Annotated in this window: 21 protein-coding genes and 5 tRNA genes; 20 read left to right on the top strand and 6 right to left on the bottom strand. The window is 71.5% G+C overall.

Annotated elements, in window-relative coordinates; genetic code table 11:
* Positions 1-23: 23 nt before the first annotated feature.
* On the bottom strand, positions 24-599 hold the full coding sequence (locus H576_RS0104665; RefSeq protein WP_029149974.1) for a DUF3000 domain-containing protein: 576 nt from the start codon (positions 597-599) through the stop codon (positions 24-26).
* A 22-nt stretch (positions 600-621) separates the two neighbouring features.
* Between H576_RS0104665 and H576_RS0104660 the strand changes: the two genes are divergently transcribed.
* Positions 622-1821, top strand: coding sequence for an alpha/beta hydrolase (locus H576_RS0104660; RefSeq protein WP_245559110.1), 1200 nt, complete (start codon positions 622-624; stop codon positions 1819-1821).
* Here the strand turns inward: H576_RS0104660 and H576_RS0104655 are convergent.
* Entirely contained in the window at positions 1811-2242 is a 432-nt protein-coding gene (locus tag H576_RS0104655) for a SufE family protein (RefSeq protein WP_029149972.1), read from the bottom strand. The genes H576_RS0104660 and H576_RS0104655 overlap by 11 nt on opposite strands.
* Positions 2243-2301: 59 nt before the next feature.
* Between H576_RS0104655 and zapE the strand changes: the two genes are divergently transcribed.
* The 3 genes from zapE (at position 2302) to H576_RS14320 (ending at position 5413) form a co-directional block, all read left to right on the top strand.
* The gene (gene zapE, locus H576_RS0104650) at positions 2302-3336 is read left to right on the top strand and encodes a cell division protein ZapE (protein ID WP_029149971.1); all 1035 of its coding nucleotides are present in this window, start codon (positions 2302-2304) and stop codon (positions 3334-3336) included.
* A gap of 196 nt (positions 3337-3532) precedes the next feature.
* Complete coding sequence (locus H576_RS0104645) at positions 3533-4780, top strand: ammonium transporter (protein ID WP_029149970.1); 1248 nt, start codon at positions 3533-3535, stop codon at positions 4778-4780.
* A 66-nt stretch (positions 4781-4846) separates the two neighbouring features.
* Positions 4847-5413, top strand: coding sequence for a type II toxin-antitoxin system PemK/MazF family toxin (locus H576_RS14320; RefSeq protein WP_425411267.1), 567 nt, complete (start codon positions 4847-4849; stop codon positions 5411-5413).
* 66 nt (positions 5414-5479) lie between these two features.
* On the opposite strand, the gene H576_RS0104630 is transcribed toward H576_RS14320, so the two are convergent.
* Positions 5480-5553, bottom strand: a tRNA-Val gene (locus tag H576_RS0104630).
* A gap of 189 nt (positions 5554-5742) precedes the next feature.
* On the opposite strand from H576_RS0104630, the gene H576_RS0104625 reads away from it, so the two are divergent.
* From H576_RS0104625 to H576_RS0104595, 7 genes are all read left to right on the top strand, one after another.
* A tRNA-Gly gene (locus tag H576_RS0104625) sits at positions 5743-5815 on the top strand.
* A 53-nt stretch (positions 5816-5868) separates the two neighbouring features.
* Positions 5869-5939, top strand: a tRNA-Cys gene (locus H576_RS0104620).
* A 25-nt stretch (positions 5940-5964) separates the two neighbouring features.
* Positions 5965-6036 (top strand) — tRNA-Val (locus tag H576_RS0104615).
* A 33-nt stretch (positions 6037-6069) separates the two neighbouring features.
* A tRNA-Gly gene (locus tag H576_RS0104610) sits at positions 6070-6145 on the top strand.
* A gap of 77 nt (positions 6146-6222) precedes the next feature.
* Positions 6223-6594, top strand: coding sequence for an ankyrin repeat domain-containing protein (locus H576_RS0104605; RefSeq protein ID WP_029149968.1), 372 nt, complete (start codon positions 6223-6225; stop codon positions 6592-6594).
* A gap of 77 nt (positions 6595-6671) precedes the next feature.
* Positions 6672-8609: a threonine--tRNA ligase gene (gene thrS, locus H576_RS0104600; protein ID WP_051172158.1), complete on the top strand. Its 1938-nt coding sequence runs from the start codon at positions 6672-6674 to the stop codon at positions 8607-8609.
* Positions 8606-9163 carry an HIT family protein gene (locus H576_RS0104595; RefSeq protein WP_029149966.1) on the top strand — a complete coding sequence of 186 codons (558 nt, stop codon included), beginning with the start codon at positions 8606-8608 and terminating at the stop codon, positions 9161-9163. The genes thrS and H576_RS0104595 overlap by 4 nt, the downstream gene beginning before the upstream one ends.
* Here the strand turns inward: H576_RS0104595 and pdxT are convergent, their stop codons facing one another.
* Positions 9164-9748: a pyridoxal 5'-phosphate synthase glutaminase subunit PdxT gene (gene pdxT / locus H576_RS0104590; RefSeq protein WP_029149965.1), complete on the bottom strand. Its 585-nt coding sequence runs from the start codon at positions 9746-9748 to the stop codon at positions 9164-9166. It lies immediately after the preceding gene.
* Positions 9742-10641, bottom strand: a complete 900-nt coding sequence (pdxS, locus tag H576_RS0104585) for a pyridoxal 5'-phosphate synthase lyase subunit PdxS (protein WP_029149964.1) — start codon at positions 10639-10641, stop codon at positions 9742-9744. Before pdxS ends, pdxT begins: the two co-directional genes overlap by 7 nt.
* A gap of 40 nt (positions 10642-10681) precedes the next feature.
* Here pdxS and H576_RS0104580 point away from each other — a divergent pair, with 40 nt between their 5' ends.
* Entirely contained in the window at positions 10682-11998 is a 1317-nt protein-coding gene (locus H576_RS0104580; protein ID WP_029149963.1) for an aminotransferase class I/II-fold pyridoxal phosphate-dependent enzyme, read from the top strand.
* On the opposite strand, the gene pdxY is transcribed toward H576_RS0104580, so the two are convergent.
* The gene (pdxY, locus tag H576_RS0104575; protein ID WP_029149962.1) at positions 11995-12846 is read right to left on the bottom strand and encodes a pyridoxal kinase PdxY; all 852 of its coding nucleotides are present in this window, start codon (positions 12844-12846) and stop codon (positions 11995-11997) included. The genes H576_RS0104580 and pdxY overlap by 4 nt on opposite strands.
* A 26-nt stretch (positions 12847-12872) precedes the next feature.
* Here pdxY and H576_RS0104570 point away from each other — a divergent pair, with 26 nt between their 5' ends.
* The 8 genes from H576_RS0104570 to secF all read left to right on the top strand — a co-directional run bounded on the left by H576_RS0104570 (position 12873) and on the right by secF (position 20166).
* On the top strand, positions 12873-13772 hold the full coding sequence (locus H576_RS0104570) for a L,D-transpeptidase (protein WP_029149961.1): 900 nt from the start codon (positions 12873-12875) through the stop codon (positions 13770-13772).
* A 98-nt stretch (positions 13773-13870) separates the two neighbouring features.
* On the top strand, positions 13871-14632 hold the full coding sequence (locus tag H576_RS0104565) for a YebC/PmpR family DNA-binding transcriptional regulator (protein ID WP_029149960.1): 762 nt from the start codon (positions 13871-13873) through the stop codon (positions 14630-14632).
* A 65-nt stretch (positions 14633-14697) separates the two neighbouring features.
* Positions 14698-15285 carry a crossover junction endodeoxyribonuclease RuvC gene (gene ruvC, locus H576_RS0104560; protein ID WP_029149959.1) on the top strand — a complete coding sequence of 196 codons (588 nt, stop codon included), beginning with the start codon at positions 14698-14700 and terminating at the stop codon, positions 15283-15285.
* A gap of 9 nt (positions 15286-15294) precedes the next feature.
* Positions 15295-15915, top strand: coding sequence for a Holliday junction branch migration protein RuvA (ruvA, locus tag H576_RS0104555; protein WP_029149958.1), 621 nt, complete (start codon positions 15295-15297; stop codon positions 15913-15915).
* Complete coding sequence (ruvB, locus tag H576_RS0104550; RefSeq protein ID WP_029149957.1) at positions 15908-16915, top strand: Holliday junction branch migration DNA helicase RuvB; 1008 nt, start codon at positions 15908-15910, stop codon at positions 16913-16915. The genes ruvA and ruvB overlap by 8 nt, the downstream gene beginning before the upstream one ends.
* 100 nt (positions 16916-17015) lie before the next feature.
* Entirely contained in the window at positions 17016-17420 is a 405-nt protein-coding gene (locus tag H576_RS14315; protein ID WP_051172156.1) for a preprotein translocase subunit YajC, read from the top strand.
* A 59-nt stretch (positions 17421-17479) separates the two neighbouring features.
* A complete protein-coding gene (gene secD / locus H576_RS0104540; RefSeq protein ID WP_029149956.1) occupies positions 17480-19192 on the top strand; it encodes a protein translocase subunit SecD in 1713 nt (570 codons plus the stop codon).
* Positions 19192-20166 (top strand): protein translocase subunit SecF, encoded by a 975-nt coding sequence (gene secF, locus H576_RS0104535; RefSeq protein WP_029149955.1) that lies wholly within the window; start codon positions 19192-19194, stop codon positions 20164-20166. The genes secD and secF overlap by 1 nt, the downstream gene beginning before the upstream one ends.
* Positions 20167-20176 lie beyond the last annotated feature (10 nt).

The raw sequence follows: 20176 nt of genomic DNA, 5'->3' as shown, positions 1-20176 counted from the left end.
TGCGACTCTCTATCTTCTCGCGTTCACCGGCGCGGGCGCGCGCCGAGGACGGCGATGTCCTCGGACCCGGGAGGAAGACCCGCGAGCATGCAGACGAGCTCCGCCCATGCGTCGATGTGCGCGGCGTCGGGCGATACGGGCGTCCAGGACGCGCGGAGCTCGATCTGGGATCCGTCGCCCTGGGCCGCGAGCGAGCCGAAGCCGCGCGACACGGTCTTGGTCGCGGTCCCCGAGATCGCGGCGTGCGCGGCGCCGCGCGCGTCGAGCGCGTCGGTGAGCCACGACCAGGCGACGTCTGCGAGCAGGGGGTCGTTGCCGATCTCGGGCTCGAGCGGCGCCTGCGCGAACGCGATGACGCGCCAGGGTCCGCCCCACGACTCGGGCTCCTCGTCGTCGTGCAGCAGGACGAAGCGCCCCGTGCCGTACGGGGAGTCGCCGTGCGCGTCGGGGCGCACATCTCCCGCGAACGCGATCGACTGAGGCGCGACGCCGGCGGGCGAGGCGATCTCGCGGACGACGAGGTCGTCGCGGAACGTCGCGCCGCGCAGGGCGCCTGCCGCGGCGTCGAACGCCGACGGGGGAGCACCTGTGTCAGACACGCCTAGAGACTAGGCTGAACGCGTGGTGAGAGACCCCAGGCGCGCCGCGGGACACGCCCCGCACCTGTCCGAGATCGCAGCCCTCGCGGGCGTCGCCGCGCTCGGCGTCGTCGCGGGAGGCACGGCGGTCGCCTTCGCGATCGCCCGCAAGGCGGTGTCGCCGCAGCAGCGCCGCATCGCCGACGTGCAGGTGCACGCAGTGTCCCGCACGGCGCAGACCATCACGCTGGGGCGCACGCCGGACACGGTGCTGCCCGGCCGATACGGCCTGTTCGTCAACGGATCCCGCGGCTACCTCAAGCTCGGGTCCGTCGTCGCCGAGGACGACCGCACCGTGACCCGCAAGCTGCTGACGCACATCGCGTCGGGCGAGCGGATCGCGCGCGCGGCGTCGTTCTCAGGGTGGTACTACGACGAGCCGGCGCAGCTGCACGTCCCGTTCCGCGACGTGACGGTGCGCGCGCCTGTGGGGGAGTGCCCCGCCTGGTTCTTCCCTCCCGAGGGAGACGGTCCGCGCGACACCTGGGTCATCGCGGTGCACGGCCGCGGCACCGTCCGGGCCGAGGTGCTGCGCGCCGTCCCGGTGTTCCGCGCGCTGGGCCTCCCGACCCTCACGGTGTCGTACCGCAACGACGGCGAGGCGCCGCGGTCGTCGTCGGGCCGCTACGGTCTCGGCGCGACGGAGTGGCGCGACGTCGACGCCGCGATCGCGTACGCCCGCACGCGCGGCGCGCGACGCGTCGTCATCATGGGGTGGTCGATGGGCGGCGCGATCGCGCTCCAGACGGCTCTGAACTCGGCGCAGAGCGACATGATCGCGGGGCTGATCCTCGACTCGCCCGTCGTCGACTGGCGGCTCGTGCTCGGGTTCCAGGCGCGCGCGCTGCACGTGCCTTCGCCCGTGACGCACGTCGCGATCCGGCAGCTCACCATGCCGGGGTGGTCGCGCGTCGTGCGCTCGGGCGAGTCGATCTCGCTCAACGACCTCGACGTCGTCCGGCGAGCGGACGAGCTGCGGCAGCCGATCCTCGTGATGCACAGCGACGACGACGGCTTCGTCCCGTCGGACGCGTCGCACGGCCTCGCGGAGGCGCGGCCCGACCTCGTGACGCTCTCGGCGTGGAAGGAGGCGCGCCACACGAAGCTCTGGAACTACGACGAGGCGCGCTGGGCCGAGACGATGCGCTCGTGGCTCATCGAGCAGGATATCGTCACGCCGTGAGGGCGGCGACCTGCCGCTTGACGCGCCGCAGCATGCCGGCCATCCCCGAGAGCCGCAGGGGCGAGACGACCCGCTCGAGCCCCAGGGTCTGCGGGAAGTCGGCGGGGATCGCGAGCACGTCGGCGACCGCCTGACCCGTCACCCCCTGCTGGAGGAGGGCCGCGAAGCCGCGCGTCGTCGGGGCCTCGGCGGGGGCGATCGCGTGGAGCGTCACGATCCCGTCCGCGACGTCGACCGCGACGTACACGGGCGACTGGCACTCCGTCACGCGCTCGGCGGCCGTCGGGTCCGACGCGTAGGGCTCGCGGGCCGGGGCGAGCTCGCCGCCGAGCTCGACGAGGAGCTCCAGCCGGTCGGGCGTCTCGAGCGCGAGCAGGTCGTCACGGATCTCGGCCAGGGGGGAGGGGATCGATCCGGTCATGCTCCCCACGATAGGACGGTGGATCCGGGTGCCCGCGGCGCGCCGTACCATTGCTGGCGATGACCGCGCCGACCGCAACCCTCGTCCAGCTCTCCGAGCGACACCCGCAGCTCACGGGCGAGGAGATGCTCCAGAGCCTCGTCACGCCGCCGCAGTTCGACGGCGCGACCTTCGACAGCTACCGCGTCGACGCGGCGTACCCGTCGCAGGAGGAGGCGAAGGAGCGGCTGCGCGCCTTCGCGGCCGGCGGATCCGTGCCCGTGGAGCGCCGCGGCCTCTTCTCCTTCGGGCGGAAGAAGGGTCAGGCGGCGCCCGCGCAGAAGCCCGGCGTGTACCTCGACGGCGGATTCGGCGTCGGCAAGACCCACCTGCTCGCGGCGATCTACCACGCGGTGCCGTCGCCGCGGAAGCACTTCGGATCGTTCATCCAGTACACGGCCCTCGTGGGCGCACTCGGCTACCGCAACGCCGTCGAGCTGCTGCGCGGGTCGGCTCTGCTCTGCATCGACGAGTTCGAGCTCGACGACCCGGGCGACACCATGGTCATGACGCGCCTCCTCGGCGAGCTCGTCGCGAGCGGCACGCGCCTCGCGGCGACGAGCAACACGCCGCCCAACGCTTTGGGCGAGGGACGCTTCGCCGCGCAGGACTTCCTCCGCGAGATCCAGGGCATGTCCGACAGCTTCGAGACGACCCGGATCGACGGCGTCGACTTCCGGCAGCGCTCGACGACGGGAGGCGCGGTCGTCCTCGAGGGATCCGACTACGACGACGCGCTCGCGTCGGCCGGAACCGCGTCCGACGACGCGTTCGACGACCTCGTCGCGCACCTCGCGGTCGTGCACCCCTCGCGCTACGCCCGCCTCGTCGACGGCGTCGACGTCGTGGGCCTCCGCGGCGTGCATCAGCTGTCCGACCAGTCCGAGGCGCTGCGGTTCGTCGCGTTCGTCGACCGCGTGTACGACGCCGAGCTGCCGATCCGTGCGACGGGCGCGCCGCTCGACGACGTCTTCTCGCCCGAGATGCTCGCGGGCGGCTACCGCAAGAAGTATCTGCGCGCGATCTCGCGACTCGTGGCGTCGACGCACGCCTGAGTCCGGAGATTCCCATCGACTGCCCCCAGGGCGTCGAAACACAGCGTTTACTCCCACGGCATCCGTGTAACACCACGGAAATGCGCACAGAACGCCCCGGATCATCGCGCACGTCACGATATTCAGATCCGGTCGAGCGCTCCATGTCGACCACAGCTCACCGGTGCACCAATACCCGAAACCAGTGAGGACCACCATGGACAGCGGTCAACTCGCGTGGCTGATCATCGCCACCGCTCTCGTTCTCTTCATGACGCCCGGCGTCGCCCTCTTCTACGGCGGCCTCGTCAAGGCCAAGAGCGTCGTCAGCATGATGATGCTGAGCTTCGGCTCGATGGGCCTCATCGCCGTGCTCTACGTGCTGTTCGGCTTCAGCATGTACAACAACATCGGCGGCCCCGGGGCGTTCTCCGGGAACCCCTTCGCCGACTTCGGCCTCCAGTCGACCGTCGACTCCGACGCGACGGGTGAGGGCCTCATCAACGTCGTGTTCGCGGCGACCTTCGCGATCATCACGGTCGCGCTCATCTCGGGCGCCATCGCCGACCGCGCCAAGTTCTGGCCGTGGATGCTCTTCGCGGGCATCTGGGCCACGCTCGTCTACTTCCCCGTCGCCGCATGGGTCTGGGTCGACGGCTGGATCATCAACCTCGGCTCGCTGATGTTCGGCGAGGACTCGGGCGTCGCGGTCATCGACTGGGCGGGCGGCACCGCGGTCCACATCAACGCCGGTGCCGCCGCGCTCGCGCTGGCGCTCGTCCTCGGCAAGCGCGTCGGCTTCCAGAAGGGCATCAACCGCCCGCACAACGTCCCGCTCGTGATGCTCGGAGCGGCGATCCTCTGGTTCGGCTGGTTCGGCTTCAACGCCGGCGTCACGGCCGCCCCGCTCGGCGAGGACGGCGGCACGGGCACGGGCCTCATCATCGTCAACACCCTCGTGTGCCCCGCCGCCGCGATCATCGGCTGGATCGTCGTCGAGAAGATCAAGGACGGCAAGTCGACCTCGGTCGGCGCCGCCTCGGGCGCCGTCGCGGGTCTCGTCGCGATCACCCCGGCCTGTGCGAACCTCACGCCGGGCACCGCAATCATCCTCGGCCTCATCGCCGGTGTGGTCTGCGCTCTCGCCGTCGAGCTCAAGTGGAAGCTCGGCTACGACGACTCGCTCGATGTCGTCGGCGTCCACCTGGTCGGCGGCCTCATCGGAACGCTCTATCTCGGCTTCGCGGCCATCGACACGGGCCTCTTCACGGGCGGCGACTACAAGCAGCTCGTCGTGCAGCTGATCAGCTCGGTCGCGGTCCTCGTGTACTCGTTCGTCGTGGCCTTCGTGCTCGGCTGGATCATCGACAAGACGATCGGCTTCCGCGTGAAGAACGAGGACGAGATCGCCGGCGTCGACGTGTCGGTCCACGGCGAGGACGGCTACGCGCTCGCCGAGCGCTGATCCGCACCTTCCCGAACGCTCGCGGGGCGTCGTCTCTTCGGAGGCGGCGCCCCGTAGTGTTTGCGCGTGGCGAGAAAAGGAATCTGGAGCCGGCTGCTGTCGGTCGGGCTGGACGTCGCGGCGTCGGCCCTGAAGAGCTCGAAGAGGAAGCCCGCGTCGACGGCGGCGTGGCCCGCCCCCAGGGCGCAGCAGGGGAGCGACGGATCGGTGCCGGCGCCCGCGGGCGACGTCACGGTCGAGGTCGACCCGCGGTCGGTGCGGTCGCTGCGCCTCTCGTACAGTCCCGAGCGCGACGGCGACGCCGACGCGGGCGAGATCGTGTGGACCTGGGTGCCGTACGCCGAGAACGACGGCCGCGGGAAGGACCGCCCCGTGCTCGTCGTCGCGAACGGCCCCGCGGGGCGCGTGTACGCCGTCAAGTTCACGAGCAGGTCGCACCACGGTGACCGCGAGTACTTCGCCCTCGGCTCCGGCCCCTGGGATGCCCAGGGGCGCGAGTCGTGGGTCGACCTCGATCAGCTCTACTCCGTTCCCGTGGACGGGCTGCGGCGCGAGGCCGCCGCTCTCGACCTCGAGCGCTTCACGCGGGTGGCGGCGGAGCTCGGGCGCCGCTACGGGTGGCGGGCCGCCTGATCCCGCAGACGACGAAAGGTCCCCCGGGCTGCGATGGGAATCGCGATCCGGGGGACCTTCACTCTGTGGGCGATGCGGGACTCGAACCCACGACCTCTTCGGTGTGAACGAAGCGCGCTAACCAACTGCGCCAATCGCCCGTAGAGAGCTGCGCCGCCGGAGCGGCACAAGAGTCGATACTACAGGACGGATCCGGATAGTCGGGAACGGGGTGGCGACCCGGGGGTGTCGCGCCGGGACACGCCCGGAGACCCGCCGCGGTTTGGCGGGGGCGCGGGGTTGGGCTAATGTAGTTCAAGTGCCCGGCGCGGAAGCGGCGGAAACGAAATGCGGATGTAGCGCAGTTGGTAGCGCATCACCTTGCCAAGGTGAGGGTCGCGAGTTCGAGTCTCGTCATCCGCTCGAGTGTGGCCTCGATTCACGTCGGGACGCATGCGGGTTCGAATCCCACCCACGGTGGCGTGGCCGAGAGGCTAGGCACCGGCCTGCAAAGCCGTTTACACGGGTTCGAATCCCGTCGCCACCTCTCCACAACTGAACAGCTCTCATGAGCGCGATTGGCGCAGCGGTAGCGCGCTTCCCTGACACGGAAGAGGTCACTGGTTCGATCCCAGTATCGCGCACGGATGCCCCCGGAGACGGGGGCTTTTCCATCCGCGGATGTAGCGCAGCTGGTAGCGCATCACCTTGCCAAGGTGAGGGTCGCGAGTTCGAGTCTCGTCATCCGCTCCACCGGGAGGCCCCGGCCGGATCCTCGGATCCCGCCGGGGCCTCTCTGCATCCCCGGCGCCGCGCCCTACGCTGGGTGCATGCCCGAATCGATGCCCGACGACGTCGTGGAGTTCGCCAACCGCCTGTTCGACCTGGCCCGCGCGGGCGACGAGTCCCTCCTCGCGTACCTCGACCAGGGCGTCGACGCCGACCTCACCGACGCCAAGGGCGACACGCTCCTCATGCTCGCGGCATACAACGGACACGCGGCTCTCGTCGCGGGCCTCCTCGCCGCGGGCGCCGACCCGAACCGGCTCAACGACCGGGGTCAGTCGCCCGTCGCCGGCGCCGTCTTCAAGGGGGCGGAAGACGTGGTCGCCGCTCTCGTCGCGGCCGGCGCCGACCTCGACGCGGGAGCGCCGAGCGCCCGCGCGACGGCGCAGATGTTCGGCCGCGCCCTCCCGGCGTAGGGCGCCGGGCGCGGGGCGAATAGGATGGTCCGGTGACCACTGGATTTGATCTGTACCCCGAACGGTCCGTCGTCGCCATGCGCGTCGACGGCGATCTGAAGGACCTCGCGACGGAGGTCACCGAGGGGCAGACGACGACGCCGGTCACGATCGACAGCGAGGACGGCCTCGCGATCCTCCGCCACTCCACGGCCCACGTCATGGCGCAGGCGGTCCAGGCGGTCGACGCGCAGTCGAACCTCGGCATCGGCCCGCCCGTCACCGACGGCTTCTACTACGACTTCCAGGTCGCCGAGCCCTTCACCCCCGATTCGCTCAAGGCGATCAAGAAGGAGATGCAGCGCATCGTCAAGGCCGGCCAGCGCTTCGTGCGCCGCGTCGTCACCGACGAGGAGGCGCGCGCCGAGCTCGCCGACGAGCCCTTCAAGCTCGAGCTCATCGGGCTCAAGGGCGGCAAGAAGGAGGCGGCCGAGGGCGCGAGCGTCGAGGTCGGCGCGGGCGAGCTCACGATCTACAACAACGTCGACCCGAAGACGGGCGAGACGGTGTGGAAGGACCTCTGCCGCGGCCCGCACATCCCCAACACGCGGCTCATCGGCAACGGCTGGGACATCATGCGCGTCGCGGGTGCCTACTGGCGCGGCAGCGAGAAGAACCCGCAGCTGCAGCGCATCTACGGCACCGCGTGGCCGTCGAAGGACGACCTCGTCGCGTACAAGGACCGCCTCGCCGAGGCCGAGAAGCGCGATCACCGCAAGCTCGGCCGCGAGCTCGACCTCTTCTCGTTCCCCGACGAGCTCGGATCCGGCCTCAGCGTCTGGCACCCCCGCGGCGGGCTCGTCCGCGGCGAGATGGAGCAGCACGCGCGCCGCCGTCACATCGAGAACGGCTACACCTACGTCTACACGCCCCACATCACGAAGGGCGATCTCTTCGCGAAGTCGGGCCACCTGGCGACGTACGCCGACGGGATCTGGCCCCCCATCCGCATGGACGAGGAGCGCGACGACGAGGGCAACGTCACGAAGCAGGGCGCCGACTACTACCTCAAGCCCATGAACTGCCCGATGCACATCCTGATCTACAAGGAGCGCGCGCGCAGCTACCGGGATCTGCCGCTCCGCCTCGCCGAGAACGGCACCGTCTACCGCAACGAGCTCTCGGGCGCGCTGCACGGCCTGACGCGCGTCCGCGGATTCACGCAGGACGACGCGCACCTCTTCGTCGCGCGCGAGCAGCTCGAGGAGGAGGCGACGCGGGTCCTCGAGTTCGTGCTCTCGCTGCTCAAGGACTTCGGCCTCAGCGACTTCCGCCTCGAGCTCTCGATGCGCGACGACGAGAAGTCGAAGTGGATCGGCGAGGAGGAGGTCTGGGACGTCGCGACCGACGCGCTGCGCCGCGTCGCGCAGGCGACGGGCCTCGACCTCGTCGAGGAGCCGGGCGAGGCCGCCTTCTACGGGCCGAAGATCGACCTCAAGGTCACCGACGCGCTCGGGCGCTCGTGGCAGCTGTCGACGGTGCAGGTCGACTTCAACCTGCCCGAGCGCTTCGGCCTCGAGTACGCGGCGGCCGACGGCACGAAGCAGCGGCCGATCATGATCCACCGCGCTCTGTTCGGATCCATCGAGCGCTTCTTCGCGATCCTCCTCGAGCACTACGCGGGCGAGTTCCCCGTGTGGCTCGCACCCGTGCAGGTCGTCGGCATACCCGTCGCGAACGAGTACGCCGACTACCTCGGCGGCGTCGTCGACCGGCTGCGTCGCGCAGGCGTCCGCGCCGAGCTCGACGCGAGCGATGACCGCATGCAGAAGAAGATCCGCACGCACTCGACGGCCAAGACGCCGCTCCAGCTCATCGCGGGCGAGACCGACCGCGAGGCCGGCACGGTGTCGTTCCGCTTCCGCGACGGGTCGCAGCGCAACGGCGTCCCGATCGACGAGGCCGTGGCGTTCGTCACGGGGCTCATCGAGTCGAAGCAGCAGGTGATGAGCGACCCCGAGGCGGCCGCCGCGTGACGAGCCCCGGCGAGGAGTTCGCGCAGCTCGAACCCGAGAGCGCGGGCGGGGGCGTCCCGGACGCGTTCCAGCGCCTGTGGACGCCCCACCGCATGGCCTACATCAACGCGGGGGCCGATGCGAACCGCGGATCGGGGTGCCCGTTCTGCGCGGCCCCGGGGAAGAGCGACGCCGACGGCCTCATCGTCCACCGCGGCGAGCACGCCTTCGTCCTGCTGAACCTCTTCCCGTACAACTCGGGCCACCTGCTCGTGTGCCCGTACCGCCACGTCGGGCTCTACGACGAGGCGACGTCCGAGGAGACGGCCGAGATCGCGTACCTGACGCAGGTCGCGATGCGCGTCCTGCGCGAGACCTCGCGCTGCGACGGCTTCAACATCGGCATGAACCAGGGCGAGGTCGCGGGCGCCGGCGTCGAGGAGCACCTCCACCAGCACATCGTGCCGCGGTGGAAGAGCGACGCGAACTTCTTCCCGATCATCGGGAGGACGAAGGCGCTCCCGCAGCTGCTCGGCGAGGTGCGCGAGGCGATCGCGGGGGCCTGGCCCGCCTGATCACGCGGCCCGCGCGCGGGCGAGGAAGCGCCGGTGCAGGCGGTCCTCGCCCGTGAGCTCGGGATGGAACGCCGCCGCGAGGATCGGACCCTGCTCGACGGCCACGACGCGCCCGTCGGGGAGTGACGCGAGGACGTCGGCCGACCCCGGATCCGCGACGATCGGGGCGCGGATGAAGGTCGCTGCGACGGGGCCGGGGCCGATCGCGGGCGCGTCGAGCAGGGCGTCGAACGACGCGGCTTGTCCGCCGAACGCGTTCCGCCTCACCGTGACGTCGAGCCCGCCGAAGGTCCGCTGGCCCGCCGCGCCGTCCGCGAGGCGGTCGGCGAGAAGGATCATGCCCGCGCACGTGCCGAATGCCGGGAGCCCCGCGCGCAGGCGCGCGACGAGCGGATCCCGCAGCCCGAAGGAGCGTGCGAGCCTGTCGATCACGGTCGACTCGCCGCCGGGCAGGAGGATCCCGTCGATCCGCTCGAGGTCCTCGGGGCGGCGGACCCGCGAGACGCGCGCACCGAGACTCTCGAGCATTCGGACGTGCTCGCGGACGCCGCCCTGCAGCGCGAGCACCCCGACCGTCGTCACCATCCGCGCTCGGCGAGGCGGTGGGGTGCGGGCAGGTCGGCGACGCTGATGCCGACCATCGCCTCGCCGAGCCCGCGCGAGACGTCGGCGACCACGGCGGGATCGTCGAAGAAGGTCGTCGCGCGGACGATCGCCCGGGCCCGCGCGGCGGGGTCGCCCGAGCGGAAGATCCCGGATCCGACGAAGACCCCGTCCGCGCCGAGCTGCATCATCATCGCGGCGTCGGCCGGCGTCGCGACCCCGCCCGCCGTGAAGAGCACGACGGGCAGCGACCCGGAGCGGGCGACCTCGACGACGAGCTCGTAGGGCGCCTGCAGCTCCTTCGCCGCGACGTAGAGCTCGTCGTCGCTCTTGGACGCGAGCGCGCGGATCTCGGAAGAGATCTGCCGGATGTGGCGCGTCGCCTCCGAGACGTCGCCCGTTCCGGCCTCGCCCTTGGAGCGGATCATGGCCGCGCCCTCGGTGATGCGGCGCAGCGCCTCGCCGAGGTTCGTCGCGCCGCACACGAAGGGCACCTCGAAGGGCCTCTTGTCGATGTGGTTCGCGTAGTCGGCGGGGGAGAGCACCTCGGACTCGTCGACGAAGTCGACCCCGAGCGCCTGCAGCACCTGCGCCTCGACGAAGTGGCCGATGCGCGCCTTCGCCATGACGGGGATCGACACGGCCTCGACGATCCCGTCGATGAGGTCGGGGTCGCTCATGCGCGCCACGCCTCCCTGCGCGCGGATGTCCGCGGGAACGCGCTCGAGTGCCATGACGGCGACCGCCCCCGCGTCCTCGGCGACCCGCGCCTGATCGGGTGTGACGACGTCCATAATGACGCCGCCCTTCAGCATCTCTGCCAGGCCGCGCTTGACGCGATCCGTCCCCGTCGTGGGCTCTGCAGTTTTTGTCATAGGCCAAAAGATAGCAGGCGCGAGCCGTAGGCTGATCCGGATGACGGATCAGGTCCCCGCGCTCGCGATCACCGGACGCACGGCCGTCTCGATCGCCGCGGATCTCCGCGCCCTGATCGAGCGCGGCGTGCTCGCGACCGGCGACGCCCTGCCGCCCGTGCGGGCGCTCGCCGACGAGATCGGCGTCAACCGCAACACCGTCGTCGCCGCGTACCGGCAGCTCGCCCAGGCGGGCCTCGTCGCGTCGCGCGGCCGCGGCGGCACCCGCGTCACGGGGGTGAGCTCGGTGCCCGAGGAGGGCTTCGCGCCGGCGAGCGACCTGCGCGACGTCGCGGCGGGGAACCCCGACCCGTCACTCATCCCCGACGCGTCGGCGGCGCTCACGGGCATCGTCGGGCGACCGGTCCTGTACGGCGAGCCCGTCATCGACGCGGGGCTCGAGGAGTGGGCCGGCGCGTGGATGGGGCCCGACGTGCCCGCCGGCTTCCGCCTGACGATCACGAACGGCTCCTTTGACGCCGTCGAGCGGCTCCTCGCGCAGGCGCTGGCGCGCGACGACGCCGTCGCGGTCGAGGATCCCGGCTTCCTCGCGACGATCCGCACCGTGCGGCTCGCCGGCTACCGGCCGATCGCGGTCGCCGTCGACGGGGAGGGCATGACGCCCGACGGCCTCCGCGCCGCCCTCGAGGCGGGCGCGCGCGCCGTCGTCGTCACACCCCGCGCGCAGAACCCCACGGGGGCGACGCTCACGGAGCGCCGGGCGTCCGAGCTTCGGGACGTGCTCGCGGATCACCCGTACGCGCTCGTGATCGCCGACGACCACTTCTCGCTGCTCTCGCACGCGCCGTATCGGTCCCTCGTCGGGCCGGGGCATCGGCGCTACGCCCTCGTGCGCTCGGTGTCGAAGTTCCTGGGCCCCGACATGTCGCTGGCGATCGTCGCGAGCGACGAGCACACGGCGGCCCGGCTCGCCGAGCGGCTGAGCCCCGGCACGACCTGGGTGAGCCACCTCCTGCAGCGCCTGGCGCACGCGCAGCTCGCGGGATCCGGGGGCGAGATCGCCGCGGCTGGCGACCACTACGCGCGAAGGAACGCCGCCTTCGCCGCGGCGCTCGCGGAGCGCGGGATCGCGGCCGAGCCCGGCGAAGGGCTGACGGTCTGGGTCGACGTCGGCCGACCCGCCGACGCCGTCGCGGGCGCGCTGGCGCGACGCGGATGGCGCGCGCGTCCCGGCGACGAGTTCCGCGTCGCCGACCGGGATCCGTCGCGCCACCTGCGGATCACGGCGCATCGTCTCTCGGACGCGGAGCAGGGCGCCCTCGCGGACGCCCTGCGCGACGCGATCGACGCGGTCTAGCGGACCCGGCGCGCCGCGAACTCCATCGCGGGGTGCGCGTAGTGCTCCTGCGCCTCGACGAGGAGGAGCTCCTTCGCGCCTGCCGCGTGCGTCCGCTCGAGTAGGCCGTAGACGCTCGAAGCCGTGCGGGCGAGGGAGTCGGCCGCGTCGCGCGTGCGCGCGAAGTGCGCCGTGAACAGCGCCGCCGTGACGTCGCCTGATCCGTTCGCCTTCATCGGCAGGTGAGGAGTGGTGACGACCCACGCGCCCTCGCCCGTGACAGCCATCATCTCGATCGTGCCCTCTTCGCGGTCCGGCCGCTCGACGCTCGTCACGAGGATCGTGTCCGGCCCCATGGCGCGCGCGAGGTCGGCCGACGCGAGGGTCGACTCGATCGTGTCGGGCGCCGTGCCCGTGAGGTAGCCGAGCTCGAACTGGTTCGGCGTGATGATGTCGGCCACCGGCACGACCCTGTCGCGCAGCAGGTCGGGGATCGCCGGGGCCACGAAGCAGCCCGACTTCGCGTTGCCCATGACGGGGTCGCAGGCGTAGAGCGCCCCGGGGTTCTGCACCTTGACGCGGGCGACGGCGTCGACGATGACGTCGGCGATGCCCTCGGAGCCCTGGTATCCGCTCAGGACGGCGTCGAGCGTCGGGAACGCGCCGCGCTCCTCGACGCCCGTGATGACGTCGGCGACGTCGCGAGGATCCATGACCGGGCCGCGCCACGCGCCGTACCCCGTGTGGTTCGAGAAGTTGACGGTGGAGACGGGGAGCACGTCGACGCCGATGCGCTGCATCGGGAAGACCGCGGCGGAGTTGCCCGCGTGGCCGTATGCCACGGCAGACTGTATGGAGAGAATGCGCATCCCCCGATCATGCCACCGATTGACCTATGCCAGACAGACGCCTGCGTCGCTCCGTGACGATCATCGCCGCCGCTCTCGTCGCGGCGGCCGCCGCCGTGACCGCCGTGGCGCTCTGGCCGGCGCCGGCGGGGCGCGCCGCCGATGCGACGCCCGCGCCCGCGGCGGAGCCCGCGCCCTCCCCGTCGCCGTCGCCCACGCAGGCCGGCTACCCGGCGGACGACGCGACGTACGACGTCGCCGGGCTGCCCGCGACCGAGGTCTTCTCCGTGATTCCCGGTCTTCCGACAGACGACGATCCCTTCGGCGATCCGACGGGGCTCGTCGCGCAGGCGTCTGGCGATGCGGCGCCCGTCTTCGCGGAGCCGGGAGGCGACCCGGTCGCGGTCCTGCCGCGTGAACAGCGGTACGGCGGCACGACGGTGCCCGTCGTCGAGAGGCAGGAGCACTGGCTGAAGGTGCTCGTCGCCGGCCGGCAGGGACTGCCGGGGAGCGGGGATCCCTCGCAGGCGATCGGGTGGGTGCGGGCCGGCGACGTCGCGGTGACCGAGAACGCGCACCGCGTCGACGTCGACCTCGCGGCCGGCACGATCGCGATCTCGGGGGCGGGGGAGCGCGAGGCCGTCGCGGGGCCGTTCGCGTGGGGCGCCGCGGCCACCCCCACCGCGGTCGGTCGCTCGTTCATCATGCTCAACGAGACCGTCGCGTTCGACTACACCCGCGGCCACCCGATGGTGTACCTGTCGGTGCAGTCGCCGACTCTCGCGGGCTTCGACGGCCAGGATCAGGCGACGATCGCGTTCCACTACCACGACGCGCACGAGGGGGCGATCTCGAACGGCTGCCTGCGCCTCGGCGCTGAGGCGATCGACCGCATCGCGCAGCTGCCGCTCGGCACGCCGGTCTACGTCCACGGCGCCGACGCGTAGCGGGCGCCGCCGCCGCGTAGGATGGTCGGAAGTCCCGCGGCGCTCGGCGCCGACGCGCGCCCGGAGATGCGCGGCGCACGAGTTCTACAAGGAGATTCATGTCCGGTCACTCCAAATGGGCCACGACGAAGCACAAGAAGGCCGCGATCGACGCGAAGCGCGCCAAGTCGTGGGCGAAGCTCATCAAGAACATCGAGGTCGCGGCCCGCATGGGCGGCCCCGACGAGTCCGGGAACCCGACGCTGTTCGACGCCGTCCTCAAGGCGAAGAAAACCTCGGTCCCGAAGGACAACATCGAGCGCGCGATCAAGCGCGGCGCCGGCATCGGCGGCGAGGCCGTCGAGTACACGACGATCATGTACGAGGCCTACGCCGCGGGCGGCGTCGCCGTCCTCATCGAGTGCCTCACCGACAACAAGAACCGCGCGGCGGCCGAGGTGCGCACGATCGTGTCGCGCAACGGCGGCAACATGGCCGACCCCGGCAGCGTCTCGTTCAACTTCGAGCGCAAGGGGGTCATCGTCGTCCCCGGCGAGGGCACGACGGAGGACGACGTCATGATGGCCGCTCTCGAGGCCGGCGCGCAGGAGATCGAGGCCGTTCCCGACGGCTTCGAGGTCGTCACCGAGGCGAGCGACATGGTCGCGGTCCGCACGGCCCTCGTCGAGGCCGGCATCGAGTACGACTCGGCCGACGCCGAGTTCGTCGCGAACCTCAAGGTCCCGGCCGACGCCGAGACGGCCCGCAAGGTCTTCCGCCTGATCGACGCGCTCGAGGACAGCGACGACGTCCAGAACGTCTTCTCGAACGTCGACATCTCGGACGAGGTCCAGGCCGAGCTCGCCGAGGACGACGAGTAGGACGGTCTTGCCGAATCGCCCCGCGGATCCGCTTTCGGACCCGCGGGGCGATTAGCGTTGGGGGCATGACCCTGCGCGTCCTCGGCATCGACCCCGGCCTGACGCGCTGCGGGATCGGGGTCGTCGACGTCGCCCCCGACCGCTCCGCGACGCTCGTCCACGTCGGCGTCGTCCGCTCGCCGATCGACGCCCCCGTCGGCGACCGCCTCGCGACGATCGCGCGGGGGATCCGCGAGGTCCTCGAGGAGCACGCGCCCGAGGTCGTCGCCGTCGAGCGGGTCTTCGCGCAGCACAACGTGGCCTCGGTCATGGGGACGGCGCAGGCGTCGGGCGTCGCGCTCATGCTCGCGGCGGAGCGCGGCCTGCCGACCGCGACGCACACGCCGAGCGAGGTCAAGGCGGCGATCACGGGCTACGGCTCCGCCGACAAGGCGCAGGTGCAGCACATGGTCGCCCGCGTGCTTGGACTCGCCGAGATCCCGAAGCCGGCCGACGCGGCCGACGCCCTCGCGATCGCGCTCTGCCACGCATGGCGCGGGGGAGCGGCCTCCGCCGCGCCGGGGGCGGCCCTGACGCCCGCCCAGCAGGCGTGGGCCGCGGCCGAGAAGCGCACGGCGCGTGTCGCTCGAACATCCGTACGAACTCGCCGCTAGGCTCGTGGGGTGATCTCCTCCCTCCGCGGCACCGTCCTCCACGCGTCAGCCGACCACGTCGTCCTCGAGGTGTCGGGCGTCGGGTTCCACGTCGCCGTCACGCCCGACGTCGCCCACACGGCGCGCGAGGGAGCCGAGCTCTTCCTGCACACGTCGATGATCGTGCGCGAGGACGCCATGAGCCTCTACGGCTTCGCGTCGCGCGACGAGCTCGAGGTCTTCGGCACGCTCCTCGGCGTGAGCGGCGTCGGACCGAAGTCGGCGCTCGGCGTGCTCGCGGGCATGACGATCGATCAGATCGCCGACGCGGTCGCGGCCGAGGACGACAAGCCCTTCCGCAAGGTGTCGGGCATCGGCCCCAAGACGGCGAAGCTCATCGCGGTGCAGCTGCAGGGGCGGATCCACGCCGCGGCACCGGCGCAGGCGCCCGTCGCCCATGCGGCCCCCGCGGTCGTCGACCAGGTGATCCTCGCGGTCGCGGGCCTCGGCTGGCCCGAGCGCGTCGCCGCCGAGGCCGTCACGACGGCGGCCGAGGGCGCGTCCGAGGCCGACCGTGGCTCGGTCCAGACGCTCCTGCGCCTCACGCTCGCGGCGCTCGGCCCCGCGCAGAAGGCGGGCGAGCGTGGCTGACGACGCGACGTCCTCCGCGGCGCAGGGCGACGCCGAGCTCGCCGTCGAGGGCGCGCTCCGTCCCCAGAGTCTCGACGCCTTCGTCGGCCAGCACAAGGTGCGCGGGCAGCTGCAGCTGCTCCTCGAGGCCGCGCGGATCCAGCGCCGCCCGGCCGACCACATCCTGCTCGCGGGTCCCCCCGGGCTCGGCAAGACGACGCTCGCGATGATCGTCGCGCACGAGGCCGAAGCGCCGCTCCGGCTCTCGAGCGGCCCGGCGATCCAGCACGCGGGAGACCTCGCGGCGCTGCTCTCGAGCCTCACGCCGGGCGAGGTGCTGTTCATCGACGAGATCCACCGCATGGCGCGCTCGGCGGAGGAGATGCTCTACCTCGCGATGGAGGACTTCCGGATCGACATCATGGTCGGCAAGGGTGCGGGCGCGACGAGCATCCCGCTCGACCTCGCCCCCTTCACGCTCGTGGGCGCCACGACGCGCTCGGGCATGCTGCCGAACCCGCTCCGCGACCGCTTCGGCTTCACGGCCCACCTCGAGTTCTACGACGCGGCGGAGCTCGAGCAGGTCGTCGACCGCTCGGCCTCGGTCCTCGGGGTGGGGCTCGACGGCGCGCAGCGCGGCGAGATCGCGCGGCGCTCGCGGGGAACGCCCCGCATCGCGAACCGGCTCCTCCGGCGCGTGCGCGACTGGTCGCTCGTGCACGGGGGAGAGGTGACGCTCGACGGCGTCCGCGCCGCTCTCGATCTGTACGACGTCGACGCCATCGGCCTCGACCGGCTCGACCGCGCCGTGCTCGACGCCGTCGTGCGGCGCTTCCGCGGGGGCCCCGTCGGGCTGTCGACGCTCGCGGTCGCGGTCGGAGAGGAGGCCGACACCGTCGAGAGCGTCGTCGAGCCGTACCTCGTCCGGATCGGCTTCCTCAGCCGCACGCCACGCGGACGCGTCGCGACGCCCGAGGCGTACGCGCATCTCGGGGTGCCGGTGCCCGACGGGATCGCTTGAATCGATGGCCTATGATCGGTGAGATGCGCGCGCCCCGACGCGCCCTCATTCCGCGGAGTCTCCCGCGCGATTCCTCCCGACGAAAGGCCCTCCCCGCCCCATGTCCCCGGATATCATCCTCCTCGTCGTCGCAGCGGCGCTGCTCGTCTTCATGTTCTGGTCCTCGAGCCGCCGCCGCAAGAAGGCCCAGGCCGACGAGGAGAAGCGCCAGGCGTCTCTCGTCCCCGGCACCGCGGTCATGACCCGCTCGGGTCTCTACGGCACTCTCGTCGAGTTCGACCCCGAGGACCTCACCAAGCGCGCCGTCGTCGAGATCGCGCCGGGCGTCGAGGTCCAGGTCCACGCGCAGACGGTCGTCCTCGACCCCGACGCGCTCGTCGAGCCCGAGGAGGCCGAGGAGCAGATCCCCGGCGACGACCTCATCGAGGACTCCCGCACCGAGGACGAGCTTCCGGGCGACGACGCGGCCGAGCGCCGCGACGACGAGGACGACAAGAAGAACTGAGCGGTGCGGCCGCGCCGCGGCCGCATCCGTCTCCCGATCGACAACGAAGGCGACCCGTCGTGGCTTCACGCACATCGTCGCGCCGTGGCTGGCGCGCTCTCCTCGGCCTCCTGGTGGTGGCCGTGGTCCTGTTCGGCGCGAACGCGCTGGGCGTCCACGTGTTCAAGCAGGGCACCTGGATCCCCGAGCTCGCGCTCGACCTGCAGGGCGGCACGCAGATCATCATGCAGGCCGACAACGGGGGAGAGACCCCGACGGCCGAGCAGATGGACCAGGCGGTCCAGATCATCCGCCAGCGCGTCGACGCGTCCGGCGTCTCCGAGGCGTCGATCACGACGCAGGGCAGCGACAACATCGTCGTGCAGATCCCCGGCAACGCCGACGAGGAGACGCGCCAGCGCATCGAGGCGAGCGCCCAGATGCAGCTGCGCCCCGTCCTCTACGCGGCCGACCCCGCGACGAGCTACGTCGGCGACGACGGCGAGACGACCGAGTACCCGACGCCCGACCCCTCGCTCAACGCGACACCGACGACGTCGCCCACGAACGGCAGCGACCTCGCGTGGGTGACCGACGCGCTCTACGCGCAGATGCTCGCGTACGACTGCACCGACGAGGCCAACGACCCCGCGCACGCCCCGGCGGACGAGCCGCTCATCACGTGCGAGCAGGACGGATCGGCGAAGTACATCCTCGGTCCCGTCGAGCTCGACGGATCGGCGATCTCGGACGCGCAGGCCGTCGTTCTGCAGCAGAGCGGCGCGTGGGCCGTCCAGGTCACCTTCGACAGCGCCGGCACGAAGACCTTCGCCGACATCAGCCAGCGCCTCTACAACCTCCAGTCGCCGCAGAACCAGTTCGCGTTCGTGCTCGACGGATCGGTGATCTCGGCGCCGTCGATGAACGGCGTCATCACCAACGGGCAGCCGCAGATCTCGGGAACCGGCATCACGCAGGAGACGGCGTCGACGCTCGCCGACCAGCTGCGTTTCGGCGCCCTGCCGATGAGCTTCGAGGTCGTCTCGAGCGACACGATCTCGGCGACGCTCGGCTCGCAGCAGCTGCAGATCGGCCTCATGGCGGGCCTCATCGGCCTCGCGCTCGTGGCGCTGTGGGTCGTCCTCGTGAGCTACCGCGCGCTGGGCTTCGTCATCATCGCCTCGCTCGGCGTGATGGCCGTCCTGACGTACATCATGCTGTGCCTGCTGTCGTGGCGCATCGACTACCGCCTCTCCCTCGCGGGCGTCGCGGGCCTCATCGTCACGATCGGCTTCACAGCCGACTCGTTCATCGTGTACTTCGAGCGCATCCGCGACGAGCTGCGCGGCGGCAAGTCGACGACCGCGGCGACCGAGGACGGCTGGGACCGCGCGAAGCGCACGATCTTCATCTCGAAGTCGATCAACATCCTCGCCGCCGTCGTGCTGTACATCCTCGCCGACGCCACGGTGAAGGGCTTCGCGTTCACGCTCGGCCTCACGACCGTGATCGACATCCTGATCTTCGTGCTCTTCACGCACCCGGTCATGCAGATCCTCGTCCGCACCCGCTTCTTCGGCGGCGGGCACCCGCTCTCGGGCCTCGACCCCGAGGCGCTCGGATCCGTGTACCGCGGCCGCGCGCAGTTCCGCGCGCCCGTCGTCGCGCGGGGCCGCGATCGCCGCTCGTCCGGCGAGGCGGCGAAGCGGCAGACGATCGCCGAGCGCAAGCTCGCCGAGAAGCGCGCCGCCGAGGGCGATACCGGCTCGACCGACGGAAAGGCTGACGACTGATGCGCAGCATGAACGAGATCGGAAACGATCTCTACACCGGCAAGACCTCCGTCCCGTTCGTCGCGCGCCGACGCCTCTGGTTCATCATCGCGATCGTCCTCGTCGTGCTCTCGGCCATCGCGCCGTTCGTGCGCGGCGTCGAGTTCTCGATCGAGTTCACGGGCGGCTCCCAGTTCACGGTCTCGGGCGCCTCGACGACCGATCAGTCGATCGCGACCGACGCGGTCGACCAGGTCGCCCCCGACGCCGAGACCTCGGTCACGGTCGTCGGCGAGGACGGCATCCGCGTGCAGACGTCGCAGCTCACGGCGGACGACACGCGCACGCTCTCGGCGGCGCTGGCCGAGGGCTACGGCGTGAGCGCCGACGACGTCACCGACTCGTTCATCGGCGCGACGTGGGGCGCCGACGTCACGCGGCAGTCGCTGTGGGGCCTCGGGATCTTCCTCGTCCTGACCTTCCTGGTGCTCGCGATCTACTTCCGCACGTGGAAGATGTCGGTCGCCGCGATCGTCGGCCTCGTCGACGTGCTCGTCGTGACGATCGGGGTGTACTCGCTCGCGGGCTTCCAGATCTCGCCTTCGGCGGTCATCGGATTCCTCACGATCCTCGCCTACTCGCTCTACGACACGACGGTCGTGTTCGACAAGATCCGCGAGAACACCGCGGCCGAGTCGGATCGCACCTTCGGGGAGTCGGTCAACCTCGCCGTCAACCAGACGCTCATCCGATCGATCAACACCTCGGTCGTCGCGGCGCTCCCCGTCGCCGCGATCCTGTTCATCGGCGTGTTCGGCTTCGGCGCCGAGACCCTGAGCGACATCTCCCTGTCGATCTTCGTCGGCATCCTCGTCGCGACCTATTCGACCCTGTTCGTCTCGGCGCCTCTCTACTCGCTGCTCCGCGAGCGCGAGCCGAAGATCGCCCAGCGCGACGCGCGGATCCGCTCCGCGCGCGAGGCAGTCGGGGCCTAGGCGCGCGTAG

This window comes from Microbacterium indicum DSM 19969 (assembly GCF_000422385.1).
GTDB classification, from domain to species: Bacteria; Actinomycetota; Actinomycetes; order Actinomycetales; family Microbacteriaceae; genus Microbacterium; species Microbacterium indicum.
This window is presented reverse-complemented; position numbering and strand designations above follow the sequence as displayed.

Coding starts and splice junctions, on each gene's coding strand:
- H576_RS0104655 (WP_029149972.1), bottom strand. CDS start 2,242: ATGACCGGATCGATCCCCTCCCCCCTGGCCGAGATCCGTGACGACCTG.
- zapE (WP_029149971.1), top strand. CDS start 2,302: ATGACCGCGCCGACCGCAACCCTCGTCCAGCTCTCCGAGCGACACCCG.
- H576_RS0104645 (WP_029149970.1), top strand. CDS start 3,533: ATGGACAGCGGTCAACTCGCGTGGCTGATCATCGCCACCGCTCTCGTT.
- H576_RS0104605 (WP_029149968.1), top strand. CDS start 6,223: ATGCCCGAATCGATGCCCGACGACGTCGTGGAGTTCGCCAACCGCCTG.
- thrS (WP_051172158.1), top strand. CDS start 6,672: ATGCGCGTCGACGGCGATCTGAAGGACCTCGCGACGGAGGTCACCGAG.
- pdxT (WP_029149965.1), bottom strand. CDS start 9,748: ATGGTGACGACGGTCGGGGTGCTCGCGCTGCAGGGCGGCGTCCGCGAG.
- pdxS (WP_029149964.1), bottom strand. CDS start 10,641: ATGACAAAAACTGCAGAGCCCACGACGGGGACGGATCGCGTCAAGCGC.
- H576_RS0104580 (WP_029149963.1), top strand. CDS start 10,682: ATGACGGATCAGGTCCCCGCGCTCGCGATCACCGGACGCACGGCCGTC.
- pdxY (WP_029149962.1), bottom strand. CDS start 12,846: ATGCGCATTCTCTCCATACAGTCTGCCGTGGCATACGGCCACGCGGGC.
- H576_RS0104570 (WP_029149961.1), top strand. CDS start 12,873: ATGCCAGACAGACGCCTGCGTCGCTCCGTGACGATCATCGCCGCCGCT.
- H576_RS0104565 (WP_029149960.1), top strand. CDS start 13,871: ATGTCCGGTCACTCCAAATGGGCCACGACGAAGCACAAGAAGGCCGCG.
- ruvC (WP_029149959.1), top strand. CDS start 14,698: ATGACCCTGCGCGTCCTCGGCATCGACCCCGGCCTGACGCGCTGCGGG.
- H576_RS14315 (WP_051172156.1), top strand. CDS start 17,016: ATGTCCCCGGATATCATCCTCCTCGTCGTCGCAGCGGCGCTGCTCGTC.
- secF (WP_029149955.1), top strand. CDS start 19,192: ATGCGCAGCATGAACGAGATCGGAAACGATCTCTACACCGGCAAGACC.